The organism is Agrobacterium sp. FDAARGOS_525 (assembly GCF_003938925.1).
In the GTDB taxonomy this organism is placed as follows: domain Bacteria; phylum Pseudomonadota; class Alphaproteobacteria; order Rhizobiales; family Rhizobiaceae; genus Agrobacterium; species Agrobacterium pusense.
Genome location: NZ_RKIU01000003.1, coordinates 1140269 through 1156602, shown reverse-complemented (window position 1 = coordinate 1156602; position 16334 = coordinate 1140269). Strand labels below are relative to the sequence as shown.

Genomic DNA, 16334 nt, shown 5'->3' with positions numbered 1-16334 from the left:
CCGGCCGCGCTGCTCGACAAACGGGTGCGCGAGGCTTACCATCAGGCGACAATTTCCAAACATGGTACGCCAAGGCTAGGGATGCCCGAAAAGAGGCTCAGCGACGAAATAACTGTGGTGGCCGGTCTGGCCGCCGGCGTCAACAATTATGCGCGGGGGCGTGGCATCGATATCGCGCCCATCTGCAAGGCTCTTGAGATCGATCCCGACAATTTCGGAAGTCTCACAGAGCGCATCAGCCTCGATAGATTATGCCGTCTGCTGGAAACCTGCGCCCTGATATCCGGCGACGACGCTTTCGGATTGCAGTGCGCCTCCACTTTTCCCGCCGGCGCGTCCGGTGCTTTCGGATATGGCCTGATCAGCGCCCCGACGGTGCGGGCGTTTCTGCGCTTTCTTCAGGATCACGTCTATTATGCGACCAATAACAGCAATTTCACCATGGTTGCAGATGCGACCGGGGTGACGCTGTCATGGTCTTTTGCACCGGTGATTGTCAAGCGTGATCAATATGTCGATCTGTCCCTGGCAATCCTGATACAGCGACTCCGCGATATTCTGGGAGAGCGCATCCATCAGATCGAGATTGGGATGGAGCGACCGAAACCCGATAATATTCAATTATTTAAAGAAAGAATGACGAAGCGGATCAGCTTTTCCCAACCGATCCATACCATGCGCCTTCCCTTATCTCTCCTTGAGGTGGCCAATCCCAACGCCGATGAACGCCTGTTCGAATTGATGAATTTGCAGTGCCGGATGCTCCGACCGGAGACATCGGCGGACGCGACGCATTTCATCGATCAGGTGAAGCGGTATATGCAGATGAGGCTTTCCGATGCGGAGCTTTCGCTCAGCGAGATTGCCCCTTATTTCAACCTTTCGGAACGCAGTTTTCAGCGGCGCCTTGCCGAACTCGGGACCAATCTCAACGAGATAAAGGATGCCATTCGCAAGAATGCCGGATTCAAGCTTCTGGTGGAAAGTGATCTTCCGGTCTCCGACATCAGTTACCGGCTTGGATATTCGACCCCAGGTGCATTTTCCCGCTCCGTTTCCCGCTGGTTCGGGGCAACACCTACGGATATTCGCCGGAAACACGCGCATCATTCCGCCGGATAATACATGGCTACAGCATCAATATTTCGGAACGAGGCATTAAAGTTGATGAATATATCAACAGTTGTCGCGATGTGTGCCGAAACATAACAATAAAATGAAAAACTTGGCGCGTCATGTTATTTTATCGGTGGAACACATCGATTATTAGAGCGCCGATCTCCTTCGGGTGTGACGAAAACATTCCAAAGCTTTGAAACTGCATTTTACGCCAGACAGATTGTCGTCGCTGGGCGTCGTTGTCGCAGGCCCTCAATGGCTGGAATAGAACGTCCGCATCGGATTTACAGGCTGCGAAAGCGGCCCCTTACCGCAAAACTCCTGAGGCCAGATGAAACCTATTGGCGAAATTGGCGTTTCTGTTCGCGTGTGGACGGAGCGGCCAACGAGCTGGTGTCGGAGAATGAACACTGCCTGCTCCTGCCCGGGAAGGGCAATCTTTTTTGAGGCTGAAAGAAATGTCTTCAAATACGCCGCATGAACATCGCCAGATGCATGAAGTCGTCCTCTCGGAGCGTGAGCGGCAATATCTGGGGCTGGTCGCGCGGGGCAAACATCCCTCACACGTCGCCGTGATAGTCGGCGCCGACGAGGCGGACGTCAAGGATACTCTGGAAAAGGTGCGCCACAGGCTGGGTGCGACCAATCTGCTGAATACCGTCAGTATTGCCCTGCTGCGCGGCCTGATCGAACAGGAGGCATAATCGCCACCTGCTCAACTCAAGCTTCCGCGACAAAGTCCTTTCCGGAAGCTGAAAACCGGATGAGCGGCTTTCTGCGTCAAAATCCTTCCATATCAATGGCGGGATCGGCGGACCAAATGGCGGCTGGACATGATGTCCGGTCCCATCGATGCAGATAACCGCAGCCATTTACGGTTTACCCGGCGGGTCACGGTCGACCCGCCGGGTTTTTAATGTCCGGTCAAAGCGATTGAATTTCGCCAAGAATATCGCTTTCGATCACGATACCGCTTTCCAACGCCTGTTTGCGGATACCCTGGCTGCGGCGACCGGGCAGGCGGACATTTTCCTGTTTTTCTATCTCCTGGGCGATGAGAGCCAGCCTTTCGGTAAAGGCAGAGCCGCCTGATGATACAGGGTCTATTGCGATAATGGTGTGTCCGAGCGAGGGGGGCGCACCCTTGTCGTCCAGAAGGGAGGAGGCCTCGAAGGCGAAGTTTCCGCCGGTAATTGCAGCGGCCATGATTTCCACCATCAGCGCCAGCGCTGCGCCCTTGGCTTCGCCCGCAGGAACCATGGTTCCTTCTATGGCCTCCTCCGGATCGGTGGTCGGTCGGCCATTTCTGTCAAGCGCCCAGTCGCCCGGGATCGTCTCCCCCTTCTGGCGCGCCGCCATGATTTTTCCGCGTGCGACCTTGGAGAGAGCCAGATCGATGACGAGTGGATCAGCGCCGCCAACGGGCGTGGCAAAGGCAATCGGGTTCGTACCATAAAGCGGCTTGCTGCCGCCCCATGGCGCCATGGACGCAGGCGCATTGGCGAACATCAGCGCCACGAGACCCGTTTCGGCAATACGTTCGACAGTCAGCGCCATGACGCCGGCGTGATGGGAACGGTGGATGGCGGCGAGCGCGATCCCCTGCTGGCGCGCCATTTCAGGCAATTCCTCAAGCGCGAGATCGATCGCCGGATAGGCATAACCATGATTGGCGTCGACAGAGAGGACGCCGGGCTTCACCCGTGTGGCCACCGGACGCGCCTTGCCATCGACCTTGCCTACACGGGCCTGACGCACGTAAACGGGTATACGGCGAAAACCATGACCACCCTGCCCGGCGGCCTCGGAGGCGACGAGCGCCTTTGCCACCGAGCGGGCGTTTTGCGGTAGGACGCCGTTGCGCTCAAAGATAGAGGATACGAGATCCTCCGCCTCTGCGATTGAGAATTTCATTCCGGAATGCCTCTGCTTGTGATGTCGTCAAGACCTACACCATCGAAAACATTCGCGAAATATCATTGAGGCCACACCACGGGACAGGTCGGAAAAAATCGGTCCCGCCAGGGGAGCTGCTAGCGGATGCTGATCGGCAGCGTGATCGTCCTGTTTGCTTCCGGCGGCGGGGCGGGCACGGGCGACGCGCTCTGAATCCAGGCGGCGATCTGCTGATCCACGGACGAATCGCCGGTGGACTGAACAACGCTGACACCGCTGATGGCACCGGCATCATTGACACGGAACCGCACCGTCGCAGTCATTGCATCGCTGCGGAGTGAACGTGGTTTGCGGCGCTGAATGTGCGAGCGGACTTTCGATCCCCATTTTGCCGGGGAGGCGGATGACGAAGAAAAGAAGCCGGCATTGCTGCGCGATGCGGCCGTGCGGTCGGATTGCTGGGCTTCCGCCTTCGCAGTTTCACGCAGTTCCGAGGCCTGCTGCGGTTTGGGGCGCTGGCGCTCGACCTTCTTTTTCTCTTCAGGCTCTTTCTTTTCCACCTTCTTTTCGACGGGCGGAGGCGGAGGCCGCATGACGGGCAAGGGGACCTCGACATTTTCAAGTTCCGCCATCATCTGCTCCTGAACGGGATCGACAGGCTCAACCGGCTCGGGAATTTCCTGCGGTTCGACGATCTCCTCGACCGGTGGCTCAGGCGGCTGCACCGGCTCAGGCGGCGGCGTTTCGGCAACCGGTTCAGGTGGTGGCGGGGTCTCTTCAGGAGCAGCTTCCTCAACCGGTTCGCTGCTGTCGCTCTTCACTTCTTCGGCGTCCTCGACATCCTGTGCCTGCGTCGTTTCTTCAGTTTGGACGGCTTCCGGTATCGCCGCCATTTCGATCATGATGGCGGCGGGGGGCGGCCCGCCGGCCTCAAGCTCATCCGGCTCCTGCATCAGATAATAAGCGAACCCGGCATGGACGCTGAGCATCAGCAACGCCGCGGCGGACCACAGCGTCACCTCCCAAAGGCGGGAATGTCGGGCCTGTGGATAGCCGTTTTCACTCATGGCGTCGCTTCCTGCACCGCCGACGGGGCGGGCTGGCCAGCAGCCGGAGGCTGCGATACGGCAGCGGCATTTTCCAGCCCCACAAGGGCGATCTTCAGATAACCGGCATCTCTCAGCAGGTTCATGATTTCCATGAAGTGGCCGTAATCAACCGCCTTGTCTGCACGCAGGAAGATGCGGGTATCCTTCTTGCCACCCGTCTGGCGGTCGATGGCGGCCGCCAAGGCTTCACGGGCCACCGCATCATTGCCCAGATTAAGCGAGAGATCGTCTTTGACCGTAAGATACAGCGGCTCCTCCGGTCGCTCCGCGGGTTTTGCGGTGGATGCGGGAAGATCGACATTCACATCGACGGTGGCGAGTGGCGCGGCCACCATGAAGATGATGAGCAGAACCAGCATCACATCGATGAAGGGCGTGACATTGATCTCATGGTTTTCGGAGAGATCGTCACCGCTGTTTTCGCGAATTCCTCCAGCCATGTCCGATCACCGTCCAACCAGCGATACTGCGGGTTTGCTGGTGCTGCCCGGCGGAATGCGGCGAAAATCGAGGTCGCGGCTGACGAGGCGCTCCACGCCCGCTGCGGCATCCGCCAGCAGATGGCGGTATCCGGTGATCGAGCGCGCGAAGACGTTATAGATCACCACTGCGGGAATGGCGGCAACGAGGCCGATGGCGGTGGCCAGAAGCGCTTCGGCAATGCCGGGCGCGACGACGGCGAGATTGGTGGTCTGCGATTCCGAAATGCTGATGAAGGAGTTCATGATGCCCCAGACGGTGCCGAACAGGCCGACAAAGGGGGCGGTGGAACCGATCGTTGCCAGAACGCCCGTCCCGCGTGACATGCGGCGACCGGCGTGGGTTTCGATACGCGACAGCGCCGAGGAGACACGTTCCTTGATACCGCCGCCATCGGTATGTTCGACCACAGCATCGGAAAGCTGCATTTCATGAGTTGCCATGCGCAGCATGAGCGCCGCAGGTCCGCCTTTCTTCTCGACAGCCTCGGTAGCTTCGTTAAGAGTTTTCGCCTTGCGAATGACCTTCAGCGTTGCGCCGGCCCGAACACGCGCACCTGCAAGTTCAACCGACTTTGCAACCCACACCGTCCAGGTTACCAGCGAGGCGAAGGCCAGACCGATCATGACACCCTTCACGACCCAGTCCGCCGCCATGAACATGCCCCAGGGGGACAGGTTGTGTGGGATATCCGCGCGATGTTCGGCACTTGCCGGGTCGACGCCGACGGGCTCTACCGGGGTTGAAACCTCGTTGGTCGGCGCGGCACCTTCGGGTGTCAGGGCGGGAGCGACTGAAGATTGTGCGCGCTCTGCAGGCGCGGCTTCATTGTTTTGAGGTTGTGCAGGCGCCACGGCTGCCGGCCGTTCCTGTGCGGGCATGGAAGGCTGGTTCGGCTGAACGACTGGAGCGTCCGGCGCCGCCGGGGTTTGTGGGGACGGCTGTGCCGGCTGGACCGTTTCCGCTTGCGGTGCGGACTGAATCTGGGGTTCGGATGCCGTCTGAGCGAAAACCGCACCGGCGCTCAATCCAACCAGTAAGGTAACCGTCGTGGCAAGGGAAATGCGCCGTGTCCTGCTTGCCTTGTTGAGAGACGCGGAAGAAGTGGTGGTCGCAACTGACATGTTTTTTATCCCGGATTTCCGTCGATGAACCCATCCGCAGATTGACCGGTTTGAAACCGGGGTCATAACGGATGCCGTCGTAAAAGCTTGACGTTCCGATAATAAACCTGAGTTCTTTTGACAACTATTATATTGCCAAAAGACGACCCGTAAACTCTTCTTTACAAAAAATTGACCGATCTACCGTCTTCAGCTGCTCTGCGAAGGCGAAAACTGCGCAACGAGCGCGTGTCGGTCACCGGGATAGGTGACCGACACGCGGGTGATGTAATCCGTTCCGTGCCAGGTCCGGCGATCGATGACCAGACAGGCGGCTCCCGATCGGATACCCAGCGCAGCGGCATTTTTGCGGTCGGCCGAGACGGCGCTGATGCGATGTTCGGCAGCGCTCCAGGGCACCATCTTCAGCAGCCACGTTCCGGGGCCGATCTGCGAAAAATCGGCAAACTCGGCCTCCGGTACAGCAGTGACATTGATGAGGCGCTCTTCCAGACAAAATGGGACGCCACCCGCAAAATGCGTGCAGGTGAGTTCCAGCACGGGCGCATCGGCCGCAAGCGCCATAGCCGCTCCATCGTCTTTACCCGCAGGCCGGAGACGCCGCTGATCGAGGCGATACCTGTAAACCAGCCCAAGTGCCTGCACCTCTCGTTCGATATCGTGGATTTCCAGCACGGCCGATTGCGCGTGGGGCTGACGGACAAAACTACCGAGACGCCGGCGTCTTTCGATAAGACCCCGCTGCACCAGTTCTCCCAAAGCCTTGTTCACCGTCATGCGCGAACAGGCATATTGGCGGGTCATTTCGTGTTCGAATGGGATACGATATCCCGGCGGCCATTCGCCTGACATGATGTGGCGCTCCACATCGTTGCGGATTCGCTCGTGCAGTGACTTTTCCTGAAGATCGGCGCCTGTGCCCCTCATCCCGATGCTTCTATCCTCCCCGTTCCATACCCTGCTATCCGTGAGCGGCGGCGGCGATCGCTTCGCTGCGGATTTCTTCCGTCAGCCTTGCACGCAGTTCGGAAAATTCCGGGCTGGCCTTGACGGTGTAGTGGCGCGGATGCGGCAGGTCGACCGGCGTGATCGATTTGATACGGCCCGGCCTCGCAGACATGGTCACCACGCGCGATGCCATGAAAACCGCCTCCTCAATATCGTGCGTGACGAAAATGACCGTCTTTTGCTCACGCTCCCATATGCCGAGCAACAATTCCTGCATCAGCCCGCGGGTCTGATTGTCGAGAGCGCCGAAAGGCTCGTCGAGCAGCAGGATTTTCGGGCCATTTGCCAGGGCGCGGGCAATGGCCGTTCTCTGCTGCATGCCGCCGGAGAGTTGTTTCGGCCAATGGTTTTCGAAACCACGCAGGCCGACCTTGTCGATATAGCTGTCAACGATCTCCCATTTTTCCTTCTCCGCAACGCCGCGTTCGCGCAGGCCGAAAGCGACGTTTTCACGGATCGTCAACCAAGGGAACAGCGTGTAGGACTGGAACACCATGCCGCGGTCCGCCCCCGGGCCAGTCACCGCCCTGCCTGACAACAGCACCTCGCCCGTTGTCGGACGGTCAAGCCCGGCGATGATGCGCAGCAGGGTCGATTTTCCGCATCCCGAAGGACCGAGGATGGTAACGAAATCATTGCGCGGGATTTCCAGATTGGTGGGCTGCAGGGCCAGCGTCGGCTGCCCGCCGTGTACGCCTGGAAAGATGCGGCTGACGCCGTTGATAACGAGTTCGCTCATCAGGCAAGCCTCCAGGCAAAAAGCTTCCAGTTCAGCGATTTGAACGCGAAATCCGAGATAAGGCCGATAACACCGATGACGATGATGCCAAAGATGATCTGGCCGGTCGCCATCAGCGCCTGGCTGTTGATGATCATGTAGCCGATACCGGAGGAGGCGCCGATCAGTTCCGCGACGATGACATAGGTCCAGGCCCAGCCGAGGACGAGACGGAGGATTTCGGCAATGTCGGGCGCATTGGCGGGAATGAGGACTCGACGCACCACGCCCCGATCCCTCGCGCCCAGCGTATAGGCGGCCTCCACCAGATCCCGCCGCGTGCCGGCGACGGCCACAGCCACCATCAGGATGATCTGGAAGACGGCGCCGATGAAGATCACCAGCAGCTTCTGCATCTCGCCGATGCCGGCCCAGAGAATGAGCAGCGGCACAAAGGCGGAAGCCGGAAGGTAACGCGCGAAGGAGACAAAAGGCTCAAGCAGCGCCTCGATGGGCTTATAAGCCCCCATGGCGATACCGAGAGGGACGGCGACTACGGAGGCCAGCACGAAACCGCCCACGACACGCCAGATCGTCATGCCGATATCGCTGGCAAAACCCTGATCCGTCAGCAGATAGATACCATCCTTCAGCATGGTGACGGGGTCGGCCAGAAAGGTCGGCGACACGAAACCGCCCAGCGTGGCAAAGCCCCAGGCAGAGAAAAAAAGCACGAAGAACAGGATGCCGAGCGCTATCCTCGTGCTGTTCTTTATGGGTTGAAGTGGTTGCATTCTGTCGCCTGTCCCGAACCGGCGCGGCACTTCGCCACGCCATCACCATGTTCCCGCACTCAAGACGCGGGAACACTGTCGCGCTTCTTACTGGCTGCAATATCCGGAGAGGGAAATGCAGCTGGCTGTTTCCGTCACTTGATGAAGGACGTGTCCGCGAGGGTCGAAAGATCGGGCTTCGACTTGATCACGCCGATTTCGAGCAGCAGGTCAGCCGATTTTTCGGAAAAAGTCTTGAACTCGCCCTCGAAGAATTTCTGGTTGGCGGCCTTGTCCTGCCATTCGAGGAATTTTGCCGAAGCGGCAAAGGCCTCGCCGGACTGTTTCACATCCGCGCCCATCGTCGCATAGGATTTTTCGGGATCGGCCTTGATAAGATCAAGTGCCTGGAAATAGCTGTCCGCCAGAGCCTTGGCTGCCTGCGGATTGGCCTTCAGGAAGTCTGGCGTGCAGCCAAACGTGTCCATAACCGCGGGATAATCCAGTGTCGTGGCAAGAATCTTACCCTTGTCGGGAGCGGCGCGCACGGTAGAGAGATAGGGTTCATAGGTCATGGCTGCATCGTTCTGTCCGGCGACGAAAGCCTGCGCGGCCGGCCCCGGCTCAAGGTTGACGACCTTCACATCCTTCAGTGTCAGGCCGTTTTCCTTGAGGATCCAGGCGAGGAAGAAATAAGGAGAGGTGCCCGGTGCGGACGCGGCCACCGTCTTGCCCTTGAGGTCCGCGACCTTTGCGACATCGCTGCGCACCGCGATGCCATCGGCACCGTGCGATTTGTCCATCTGGAAAATCTGGGTGGATTTCACGCCATTGGCGTTCCAGGCGATCCAGGTTTCCACCGTGGTGGCGGCGCACTGGATGTCACCGGAAGCGAGAGCGAGATGGCGGCTGGCCTGCGGGATTTTCTTGATCTCGACCTTCAGGCCGTTCTTTTCGAAAATGCCGGCCTGTTTTGCAAGCGTCAGCGGTGCAAAACCCGTCCAGCCCGACATGCCTATCGTCACGGACGTTTCGGCATAGGCGGAAGCGGATGAGAAAAGCGCCGCCACAGCGGCGAAAACCCAGGTTTTTTTCATGATCGGAACCCCTTTTGATTTATTTTTGTGCGACATTGTTTTTCGCTTTATTTGAGGCATCGTAGGCAGGCATTTTGTATTTGTCTAGACAAAACAGAAAGCGCACGCACATCCCTGGAACGATTGCAAATGCACGGCCAGCCATTCTAGACATAGAGAACGCGGCCGGCGAGCAGGCCCAACGATTTCCCGTATCGAGCTCTCCATGACCAGACAGAGACGTCGTAATATCATCAAGGCCAGAAGGACCGGCACGGGTATCGCGCTGGTTGCCGCCATTTCCTTCATCGCGGGCATGACGGATGCGGTTGGACTGCATATTTCCGGCGACTTCGTATCCTTCATGACCGGCAATACCACGCGCGCCGCGGTTTCAGCGGAAGCCGGCATCTATTCCCACGCCGTGAAACTCCTTGTCGCGATCATCGCCTTTGTGGCGGGCAACGCGGGCGGGATCGTGGTGGCGCACAAGTTCGAGCGGCGTATCTTTGCAGTCCTCATGGCGGTCGGATCGCTTGTGGCCATTTCGGCATTGCTTCGTGGCGAGACCTCGGGCCTCGTGCAATTTTACCTCGTGGTCTTCGCCATGGGCATGGTCAATGCGGCCGTCGAGCATATCGAGGGACTGCCGATCGGCCTAACCTATGTGACGGGCGCCCTTTCCCGTTTCGGCCGAGGCATCGGCCGCTTTCTTCTCGGTGACCGGAGCTTTGATTGGGGCATCCAGATCGTGCCGTGGCTGGGCATGCTGAGCGGTGCGATGTGCGGTGCCGTTCTCGGGGCCAAGCTGCAATCGGATGCTCTCTGGGTCGTGGCGGTCGCTGTCTTCGTTGTCGCCATCGCCACACTCATCATTCCGCGCTCACTCCGACAGCGCTATAATCAGAGGGTGAAAATCCGGCGGATTACGCCGTAGCAACCGTTGCGCTCACTTTCGCGAGATCGTGACGAATTTTGTCCCGCGCACCCGCACCGTCATCAGGCAGGGCTCCTTATCAGTACGCTCGCAATAACGCGGATGCATCTTCAGCACGAAGACCATGTTACCAAAACGCTTGATGAAGTCATAACCGTAGATGCGGGCCGTCGCGATCATCAGGTAGCCGCCCTCCTTCACCTGCACGTAAAAATTATAGGGGCATCCCTCGTCATCACAAGCGCGGCCTTTTTCGCCGTCGCAATCCAGAACCCCGTGATTGACGACGGCATCCATCAACCCGTCATTGTTGATATCCAGGCGTGTGACGAAATCGTCGCCGAATGCTGCCGCCTTGCACTCGTTGCGGAAATGATCCTTCTCGTAAATCTCCGGATCGCTCACCAGCTGCTGCTGCGCCGAGAGCGCCACCGGGAACATCAAGAGAACCAGCGCCTGAAGAGCGGCAACGAGAGCGATTCGCACGGCATTTTCCTTTGCATCCGTTTGGGTTATGGATGTTGCGATCATCCGGGCGGCCAGCCTAGAGTTTAGTGCTTGCGCGACACTGACGTGTTCGCCGCCCGTGTTCCGGGGGGAACCTTTTCATGACACTTCTGGGTTTTCTCGACTATGCCGGCGTGGCCGTCTTTGCCGCAACCGGTGCGCTTGCCGCTTCGCGCAAGCAGCTCGACCTGATCGGCTTCCTGTTTTTTGCGGCGGCCACCGGTATCGGCGGTGGCACGGTGCGTGATCTCGTGCTCGGCAGAACGCCCGTGTTCTGGGTCATCAACCCCACCTATATTCTCGTCTGCGTCTCGGTGGCGGTGCTGCTGTTCTTCACGGCACATCTGTTCGAATCCCGTTACCGGGTATTGATCTGGCTCGATGCGCTCGGCCTTTCTGCTTATTGCGTCATGGGAGCGGCCAAGGGCCTCGCAGCAAGCGGTTCGGCAACTGTCGCCATTGTCACCGGCGTTCTGACGGCAACATTTGGTGGGGTTTTGCGCGATATTCTCGCCGGTGAGCCGTCCGTGCTCTTGCGGCCGGAAATCTACATCACCTGCGCGCTTCTGGGCTCTTCCACCTTCATTGTCGTCTATTTCTTCGGCGCGCCGCTTTACGCCGCTTCGGCAGCGGGCGTGCTGATGGCCTTTGGGATCCGGTCCGGCGCGCTGATCTTCGGCTGGACTTTCCCGCCCTATAAAGGCAAGCCCGGCAGACGCCCGGAAGATGTCATGAAGTGACCCATGGAACGACGCTGAAAACAGAAATGGCGCCCGCGGGCGCCATTTGCACATCCATTGTCGAACCGAAGAACTTCAGCCGCGCTTGCGGCGGAGGCGGATCACCACATCCACATGGGCGATTTCCATGCCCTCAGGCGCTTCCGGCAGATTGCCGATCTGGAGATTGTTGACAGGTATATCGAGAACCTCGTTCTCGCCTTCCACGAAGAAGTGATGGTGGTCCGACACGTTGGTGTCAAAATAGGTACGGGCACCTTCCACGGCGAGAACCCGGATGAGACCGGCCTCGGTGAACTGATGCAGCGTGTTGTAGACCGTGGCGAGAGAAACGGGCACGCCAGCTGTCACAGCCTCATCATGCAGTTCCTCGACGGTGAGGTGGCGGTCACCTTTCGCGAAGAGAAGATCGCCCAAAGCCACGCGCTGGCGCGTGGGCCTCAGCCCAGAGCGCCGCAGCCTCGTTCCGATATCCAATGTGGCGTCAAATGCCATGCAATCCCATTCCAAACAGAGGTATGCCACCCGTCAATTGCAATAGCATATATCTTTTGCAGGGAATGCTTTCAATAGTTTCAGCGCCGCCGAGTGTCGCAAATGGCCGCAAACCGGCCATTCCTGCAAATTTCCTCTGGTTCCGGCCGGATGGTTCCTGTATGCGGACGGCATATTGAGGTAATGACTTCTGCAAAGAAGGTTCGAAGACAAAGAATGGGGGCGGAACCGCCTCTGCCCTTGCAGCGCTTCATTTTGAACCTAACTTGCTCTAGTGAAGTCGATCAACACCAGTAATTGGGGAAGTGAAAGCGGTATGGCAACGAGGCAATCAAGTTACAATTACGAGGAGATCCTGTCCTGCGGTCGCGGCGAATTGTTCGGCCCGGGAAATGCACAGCTCCCATTGCCCCCCATGCTCATGGTTCACCGCATCACCGAAATTTCAGAAACCGGCGGCGCGTTCGACAAGGGTTTCATCCGTGCCGAATATGATGTCAGCCCCGATGACTGGTATTTTCCCTGCCATTTCCAGGGCAACCCGATCATGCCGGGGTGCCTCGGCCTTGATGGCATGTGGCAGCTGACCGGCTTCTTCCTCGGCTGGCTGGGCGAAGAAGGCCGCGGCATGGCGCTTTCCACTGGCGAAGTGAAGTTCAAGGGCATGGTGCGCCCTCACACCAAGCTCCTTCAATATGGTATTGATTTCAAGCGCGTGATGCGTGGCCGTCTGGTGCTTGGAACTGCGGACGGCTGGCTGAAGGCGGACGGCGAAACCATTTATCAGGCGACAGACCTGCGGGTCGGCCTGTCCAAGGAAAAGGCTGCCTGAGGCAGACGGAATAGTTCAGACAAACGCCGGGCGGCTTCGGTTGTCCAGCCGAAATCTTAAGAAAAGGTCCCTTTCATGAGACGAGTTGTTGTCACCGGCCTCGGTATTGTTTCTTCCATCGGCGGTGATGCCGCTGAAGTCACCGCGTCGCTGCGCAATGCCAAATCCGGCATTTCTTTTTCGCCGGATTTTGCCGAACACGGTTTCAAGTGCCAGGTCTGGGGCAAGCCTTCTCTCGACCCCACCGATCTGGTCGACCGCCGCGCCATGCGCTTCCTGTCGCAGGGCGGCGCGTGGAACCATGTTGCCATGAAGCAGGCAATCGCCGATTCCGGTCTGGAAGAGAGCGATATCAGCGGCAATGAGCGCACCGGCATCATCATGGGCTCGGGGGGTCCTTCCACCCGCACCATCGTCGAAGCTGCCGATATTACGCTGAAGAACAACAGCCCGAAGCGCATCGGTCCGTTTGCCGTGCCGAAGGCGATGTCCTCCACCGCTTCGGCCACGCTCGCGACCTGGTTCAAGATCCACGGCGTCAACTACTCCATCTCTTCGGCCTGCTCCACCTCGGCGCACTGCATCGGCAACGCCGCCGAGATGATCCAGTGGGGCAAGCAGGACGTGATGTTCGCTGGCGGCCACGAGGACCTCGACTGGTCGATGTCGAACCTTTTCGACGCCATGGGCGCCATGTCGTCCAAATTCAACGAGACCCCGGACGTCGCCTCGCGCGCCTATGACGTCAACCGCGACGGCTTCGTCATCGCCGGCGGTGCGGGCGTTCTGGTTCTCGAAGAGCTGGAACACGCAAAGGCACGCGGTGCCAAGATTTATGCCGAAATCGTCGGTTATGGCGCGACCTCTGACGGTTACGACATGGTTGCCCCCTCAGGCGAAGGCGCAATCCGCTGCATGCGGCAGGCTCTTTCCACCGTCAAGGGCGACATTGACTACATCAATACCCACGGCACCTCGACGCCGGTTGGCGACAGCAAGGAAATCGGCGCGATCCGCGAAGTCTTCGGCGATAAGATCCCGCACATCCAGTCGACCAAGTCGCTGACTGGCCATTCGCTTGGCGCGGCTGGTGTACAGGAATCGATCTACGGCCTCTTGATGATGCAGGAACGTTTCATCGGCGAGAGCGCGCATATTTCCGAACTCGATCCGGAATTTGCGGGCGTTCCGATCGTTCGCAGCCGCATCGACAATGCCAAGATCGACACCATCCTATCCAATTCCTTCGGCTTCGGCGGTACCAACGCCACGCTCGTCTTCCAGCGTCATAACGGATAATTGCCCATGAACGGCATCATGCAGGGTAAACGCGGCCTCATCATGGGCGTCGCTAACAATCACTCCATCGCCTGGGGTATCTCCAAGGCACTTGCGGCACAGGGCGCGGAACTGGCCTTCACCTATCAGGGTGAAGCGCTCGGCAAGCGTGTCAAACCGCTCGCCGCGGAACTTGGCTCCGACTTCATCGTGCCTTGCGATGTCGAAGATATCGCTTCTGTGGACGCGCTGTTTCAGACGATTCGCGAAAAATGGGGCGCGCTGGATTTTGTCGTGCATGCCATCGGCTTCTCCGACAAGAACGAGCTGAAGGGCCTTTACGCGGATACGACGCGCGAGAATTTCAGCCGCACCATGGTCATTTCCTGTTTCTCCTTCACGGAAATCGCCAAGCGCGCCGCCGAGCTGATGACGAATGGCGGCTCCATGCTGACACTGACTTATAACGGTTCGCAGCGCGTCATTCCGAACTATAACGTCATGGGCGTTGCCAAGGCGGCGCTCGAGGCTTCCGTGCGTTATCTCGCTGCAGATTTCGGCCCGCGCGATATCCGCGTCAACGCCATCTCGGCCGGTCCGGTCCGCACGCTCGCAGGTGCGGGCATTTCCGACGCGCGCGCCATTTACGCATGGAACCAGAAGAACGCGCCGCTGAGACGGACGGCGGATATCGACGATATCGGCGGGTCTGCGCTCTACCTTCTGTCCAACCTCTCGCGCGGCGTGACGGGCGAGTGCCATTACGTAGACTGCGGCTATAATATCACCTCGACACCCACGCTCGAGGTTCTGTCCAAAGCGGACGCGGAATAATCACCGTCCCTCGTTTATTAAAGCCCGGCACCGTGCCGGGCTTTTTTCATTTGGCGTCTGTGTCATTTTCATAAATCACTAAAGTATAAATCACCGAGGTAACTGATTTTAAACATCGGTTGATTATGGTCCGCAACAATTCAACGGTTGCGCTTGCCGCATATGCTTAGAGATCGACACTGCCTCATGCGACTGGCCAAACTGAAGCCATTGCTGGAAAAATTCGGAGTTTCGCGCGACGGGACCGCAGCCATCGAATTCGCGATCCTCGCCATCCCTTATTTCCTGGTTGTTTTCGCAATCATCGAAACCTTCATCGCCATGATCGCGGAGCAGGTGGTCGTCAATGCCACCGAAAGCATGGCCCGGCGGCTGAGGACGGGGCAGATCAGCAGTTCGATTTCGAAAGAAGATTTCCGAAAGAACTTCTGCAACGAAGTCTCGGTGATAATCACCTGCTCGGCGGATGAGATCAAAACGGAACAGAAGCTCTATATCGATCTTCGCTCCTTCACCACCTTCAAGGATATCCCCACCGCCATACCTTTGAAGGCCTTCGGAGAATATTACGATCTTGATACGGCGCAATTCGGCTTCAAGCCGGGTGGGCCGGAAACGATCAACATGCTGCGTGTCTATTATCGCTGGCGCGTGACCGCCGATATCATTCGCCCCTATCTTACAAAAATTCGCCCGGCCGATGGATCGATGCCTTCTCACTTCCTGATCGTCGCGACCGACGCTTTCATGAACGAAAAATACACGACAAGCGGGGGCTCCTGATGGCAGGTCTGATTGCCGCCGTGACGCAAGGCAGGCTGCGTTTCATTGCGCTTGCTTCACGCTTCGCAAGAGATCGCCGCGGTGTTGGCGCGGTGGAATTCGCGATCATTTTCCCGATATTGCTCGCACTTTATGTGACGTCCTTCGAACTCACCATCGGCTACAATACCTACAAGCGGGCAAGCAGCGCCGCCGCGACGATCAACGACCTGATTTCGAAAACGGGTTCTGTAGACAAGACCTATCTTGCAGGCATGGGGGATGTAGCATCCGCAGTCTTCGCGCCCTATAGCACGAAGGGTCTCCGCCTGAAAATCAGCGGTATCAAGATCGATGCTCAGAAACAGGCGAAAATCACCTGGTCCTGGGATGAGAAGAACCAGCGGCCCTATGCGGTCGGCTCTGCGGTGGTGGTGCCGACCCGCCTGCTGATTGCTGACAGCTTCCTCATCCATGTCGAACTTTCTGTCCCGCATGAACTGTTGATGTTCATGACCGACATCTCCTCCTCTGGCGTCAAGTCGATCACCATCGGCCGCGATTATTTCTTCAAGCAGCGCGATGCGGAGACAGTCTGCAGCAATTGCTGAATGCACCGTTGCATCCGGATCCCCTCGCGCTGACG

General features: G+C 58.4%; 19 protein-coding genes. 9 read left to right on the top strand and 10 right to left on the bottom strand.

From position 1 onward, the window contains the following. Positions 1-81: 81 nt before the first annotated feature. Both EGT36_RS06750 and EGT36_RS06745 read left to right on the top strand, forming a co-directional pair. Positions 82-1122 carry an AraC family transcriptional regulator gene (locus EGT36_RS06750; protein WP_037089502.1) on the top strand — a complete coding sequence of 347 codons (1041 nt, stop codon included), beginning with the start codon at positions 82-84 and terminating at the stop codon, positions 1120-1122. Positions 1123-1577: 455 nt separating this feature from the next. Next, entirely contained in the window at positions 1578-1823 is a 246-nt protein-coding gene (locus EGT36_RS06745) for a response regulator transcription factor (RefSeq protein WP_037089505.1), read from the top strand. A gap of 220 nt (positions 1824-2043) precedes the next feature. Here the strand turns inward: EGT36_RS06745 and EGT36_RS06740 are convergent, their stop codons facing one another. From EGT36_RS06740 to EGT36_RS06705, 8 genes are all read right to left on the bottom strand, one after another. Further along, complete coding sequence (locus tag EGT36_RS06740; RefSeq protein ID WP_022555390.1) at positions 2044-3033, bottom strand: Ldh family oxidoreductase; 990 nt, start codon at positions 3031-3033, stop codon at positions 2044-2046. 119 nt (positions 3034-3152) lie between these two features. Continuing rightward, complete coding sequence (locus tag EGT36_RS06735) at positions 3153-4082, bottom strand: TonB family protein (RefSeq protein WP_006699792.1); 930 nt, start codon at positions 4080-4082, stop codon at positions 3153-3155. Beyond that, positions 4079-4564, bottom strand: a complete 486-nt coding sequence (gene exbD / locus EGT36_RS06730; protein ID WP_006699793.1) for a TonB system transport protein ExbD — start codon at positions 4562-4564, stop codon at positions 4079-4081. Before exbD ends, EGT36_RS06735 begins: the two co-directional genes overlap by 4 nt. Before the next feature lie 6 nt (positions 4565-4570). Then, positions 4571-5728 (bottom strand): tonB-system energizer ExbB, encoded by a 1158-nt coding sequence (gene exbB / locus EGT36_RS06725; protein ID WP_037089509.1) that lies wholly within the window; start codon positions 5726-5728, stop codon positions 4571-4573. Positions 5729-5917: 189 nt separating this feature from the next. Beyond that, positions 5918-6655: a histidine utilization transcriptional repressor HutC gene (gene hutC / locus EGT36_RS06720; protein ID WP_125270148.1), complete on the bottom strand. Its 738-nt coding sequence runs from the start codon at positions 6653-6655 to the stop codon at positions 5918-5920. Positions 6656-6689: 34 nt separating this feature from the next. Further along, positions 6690-7475, bottom strand: a complete 786-nt coding sequence (locus EGT36_RS06715) for an ABC transporter ATP-binding protein (RefSeq protein WP_037089514.1) — start codon at positions 7473-7475, stop codon at positions 6690-6692. Then, on the bottom strand, positions 7475-8248 hold the full coding sequence (locus EGT36_RS06710) for an ABC transporter permease (protein WP_037089516.1): 774 nt from the start codon (positions 8246-8248) through the stop codon (positions 7475-7477). Before EGT36_RS06710 ends, EGT36_RS06715 begins: the two co-directional genes overlap by 1 nt. Positions 8249-8382: 134 nt before the next feature. Then, entirely contained in the window at positions 8383-9324 is a 942-nt protein-coding gene (locus tag EGT36_RS06705; protein ID WP_004439226.1) for an ABC transporter substrate-binding protein, read from the bottom strand. A 205-nt stretch (positions 9325-9529) separates the two neighbouring features. Here EGT36_RS06705 and EGT36_RS06700 point away from each other — a divergent pair, with 205 nt between their 5' ends. Next, complete coding sequence (locus tag EGT36_RS06700) at positions 9530-10240, top strand: YoaK family protein (RefSeq protein ID WP_037089520.1); 711 nt, start codon at positions 9530-9532, stop codon at positions 10238-10240. Positions 10241-10252: 12 nt separating this feature from the next. On the opposite strand, the gene EGT36_RS06695 is transcribed toward EGT36_RS06700, so the two are convergent. Then, positions 10253-10771, bottom strand: a complete 519-nt coding sequence (locus tag EGT36_RS06695; RefSeq protein ID WP_052114180.1) for a hypothetical protein — start codon at positions 10769-10771, stop codon at positions 10253-10255. A gap of 77 nt (positions 10772-10848) precedes the next feature. Between EGT36_RS06695 and EGT36_RS06690 the strand changes: the two genes are divergently transcribed. Then, positions 10849-11487: a trimeric intracellular cation channel family protein gene (locus EGT36_RS06690; RefSeq protein WP_004439220.1), complete on the top strand. Its 639-nt coding sequence runs from the start codon at positions 10849-10851 to the stop codon at positions 11485-11487. A gap of 75 nt (positions 11488-11562) precedes the next feature. Here EGT36_RS06690 and irrA read toward each other — a convergent pair whose 3' ends face one another. Continuing rightward, positions 11563-11982 carry an iron response transcriptional regulator IrrA gene (irrA, locus tag EGT36_RS06685; RefSeq protein ID WP_003493135.1) on the bottom strand — a complete coding sequence of 140 codons (420 nt, stop codon included), beginning with the start codon at positions 11980-11982 and terminating at the stop codon, positions 11563-11565. A 316-nt stretch (positions 11983-12298) separates the two neighbouring features. Between irrA and fabA the strand changes: the two genes are divergently transcribed. The 5 genes from fabA (at position 12299) to EGT36_RS06655 (ending at position 16299) form a co-directional block, all read left to right on the top strand. Next, positions 12299-12814 carry a 3-hydroxyacyl-[acyl-carrier-protein] dehydratase FabA gene (fabA, locus tag EGT36_RS06675; RefSeq protein WP_003507274.1) on the top strand — a complete coding sequence of 172 codons (516 nt, stop codon included), beginning with the start codon at positions 12299-12301 and terminating at the stop codon, positions 12812-12814. A 75-nt stretch (positions 12815-12889) separates the two neighbouring features. Further along, positions 12890-14113, top strand: a complete 1224-nt coding sequence (gene fabB, locus EGT36_RS06670; RefSeq protein WP_006699799.1) for a beta-ketoacyl-ACP synthase I — start codon at positions 12890-12892, stop codon at positions 14111-14113. Positions 14114-14119: 6 nt separating this feature from the next. Next, positions 14120-14926 (top strand): enoyl-ACP reductase FabI, encoded by an 807-nt coding sequence (gene fabI / locus EGT36_RS06665; RefSeq protein ID WP_022555382.1) that lies wholly within the window; start codon positions 14120-14122, stop codon positions 14924-14926. A gap of 186 nt (positions 14927-15112) precedes the next feature. Continuing rightward, on the top strand, positions 15113-15709 hold the full coding sequence (locus EGT36_RS06660) for a TadE/TadG family type IV pilus assembly protein (protein ID WP_004439213.1): 597 nt from the start codon (positions 15113-15115) through the stop codon (positions 15707-15709). Then, on the top strand, positions 15706-16299 hold the full coding sequence (locus EGT36_RS06655) for a TadE/TadG family type IV pilus assembly protein (RefSeq protein ID WP_037089524.1): 594 nt from the start codon (positions 15706-15708) through the stop codon (positions 16297-16299). The genes EGT36_RS06660 and EGT36_RS06655 overlap by 4 nt, the downstream gene beginning before the upstream one ends. The last annotated feature ends 35 nt before the right edge of the window (positions 16300-16334 follow it).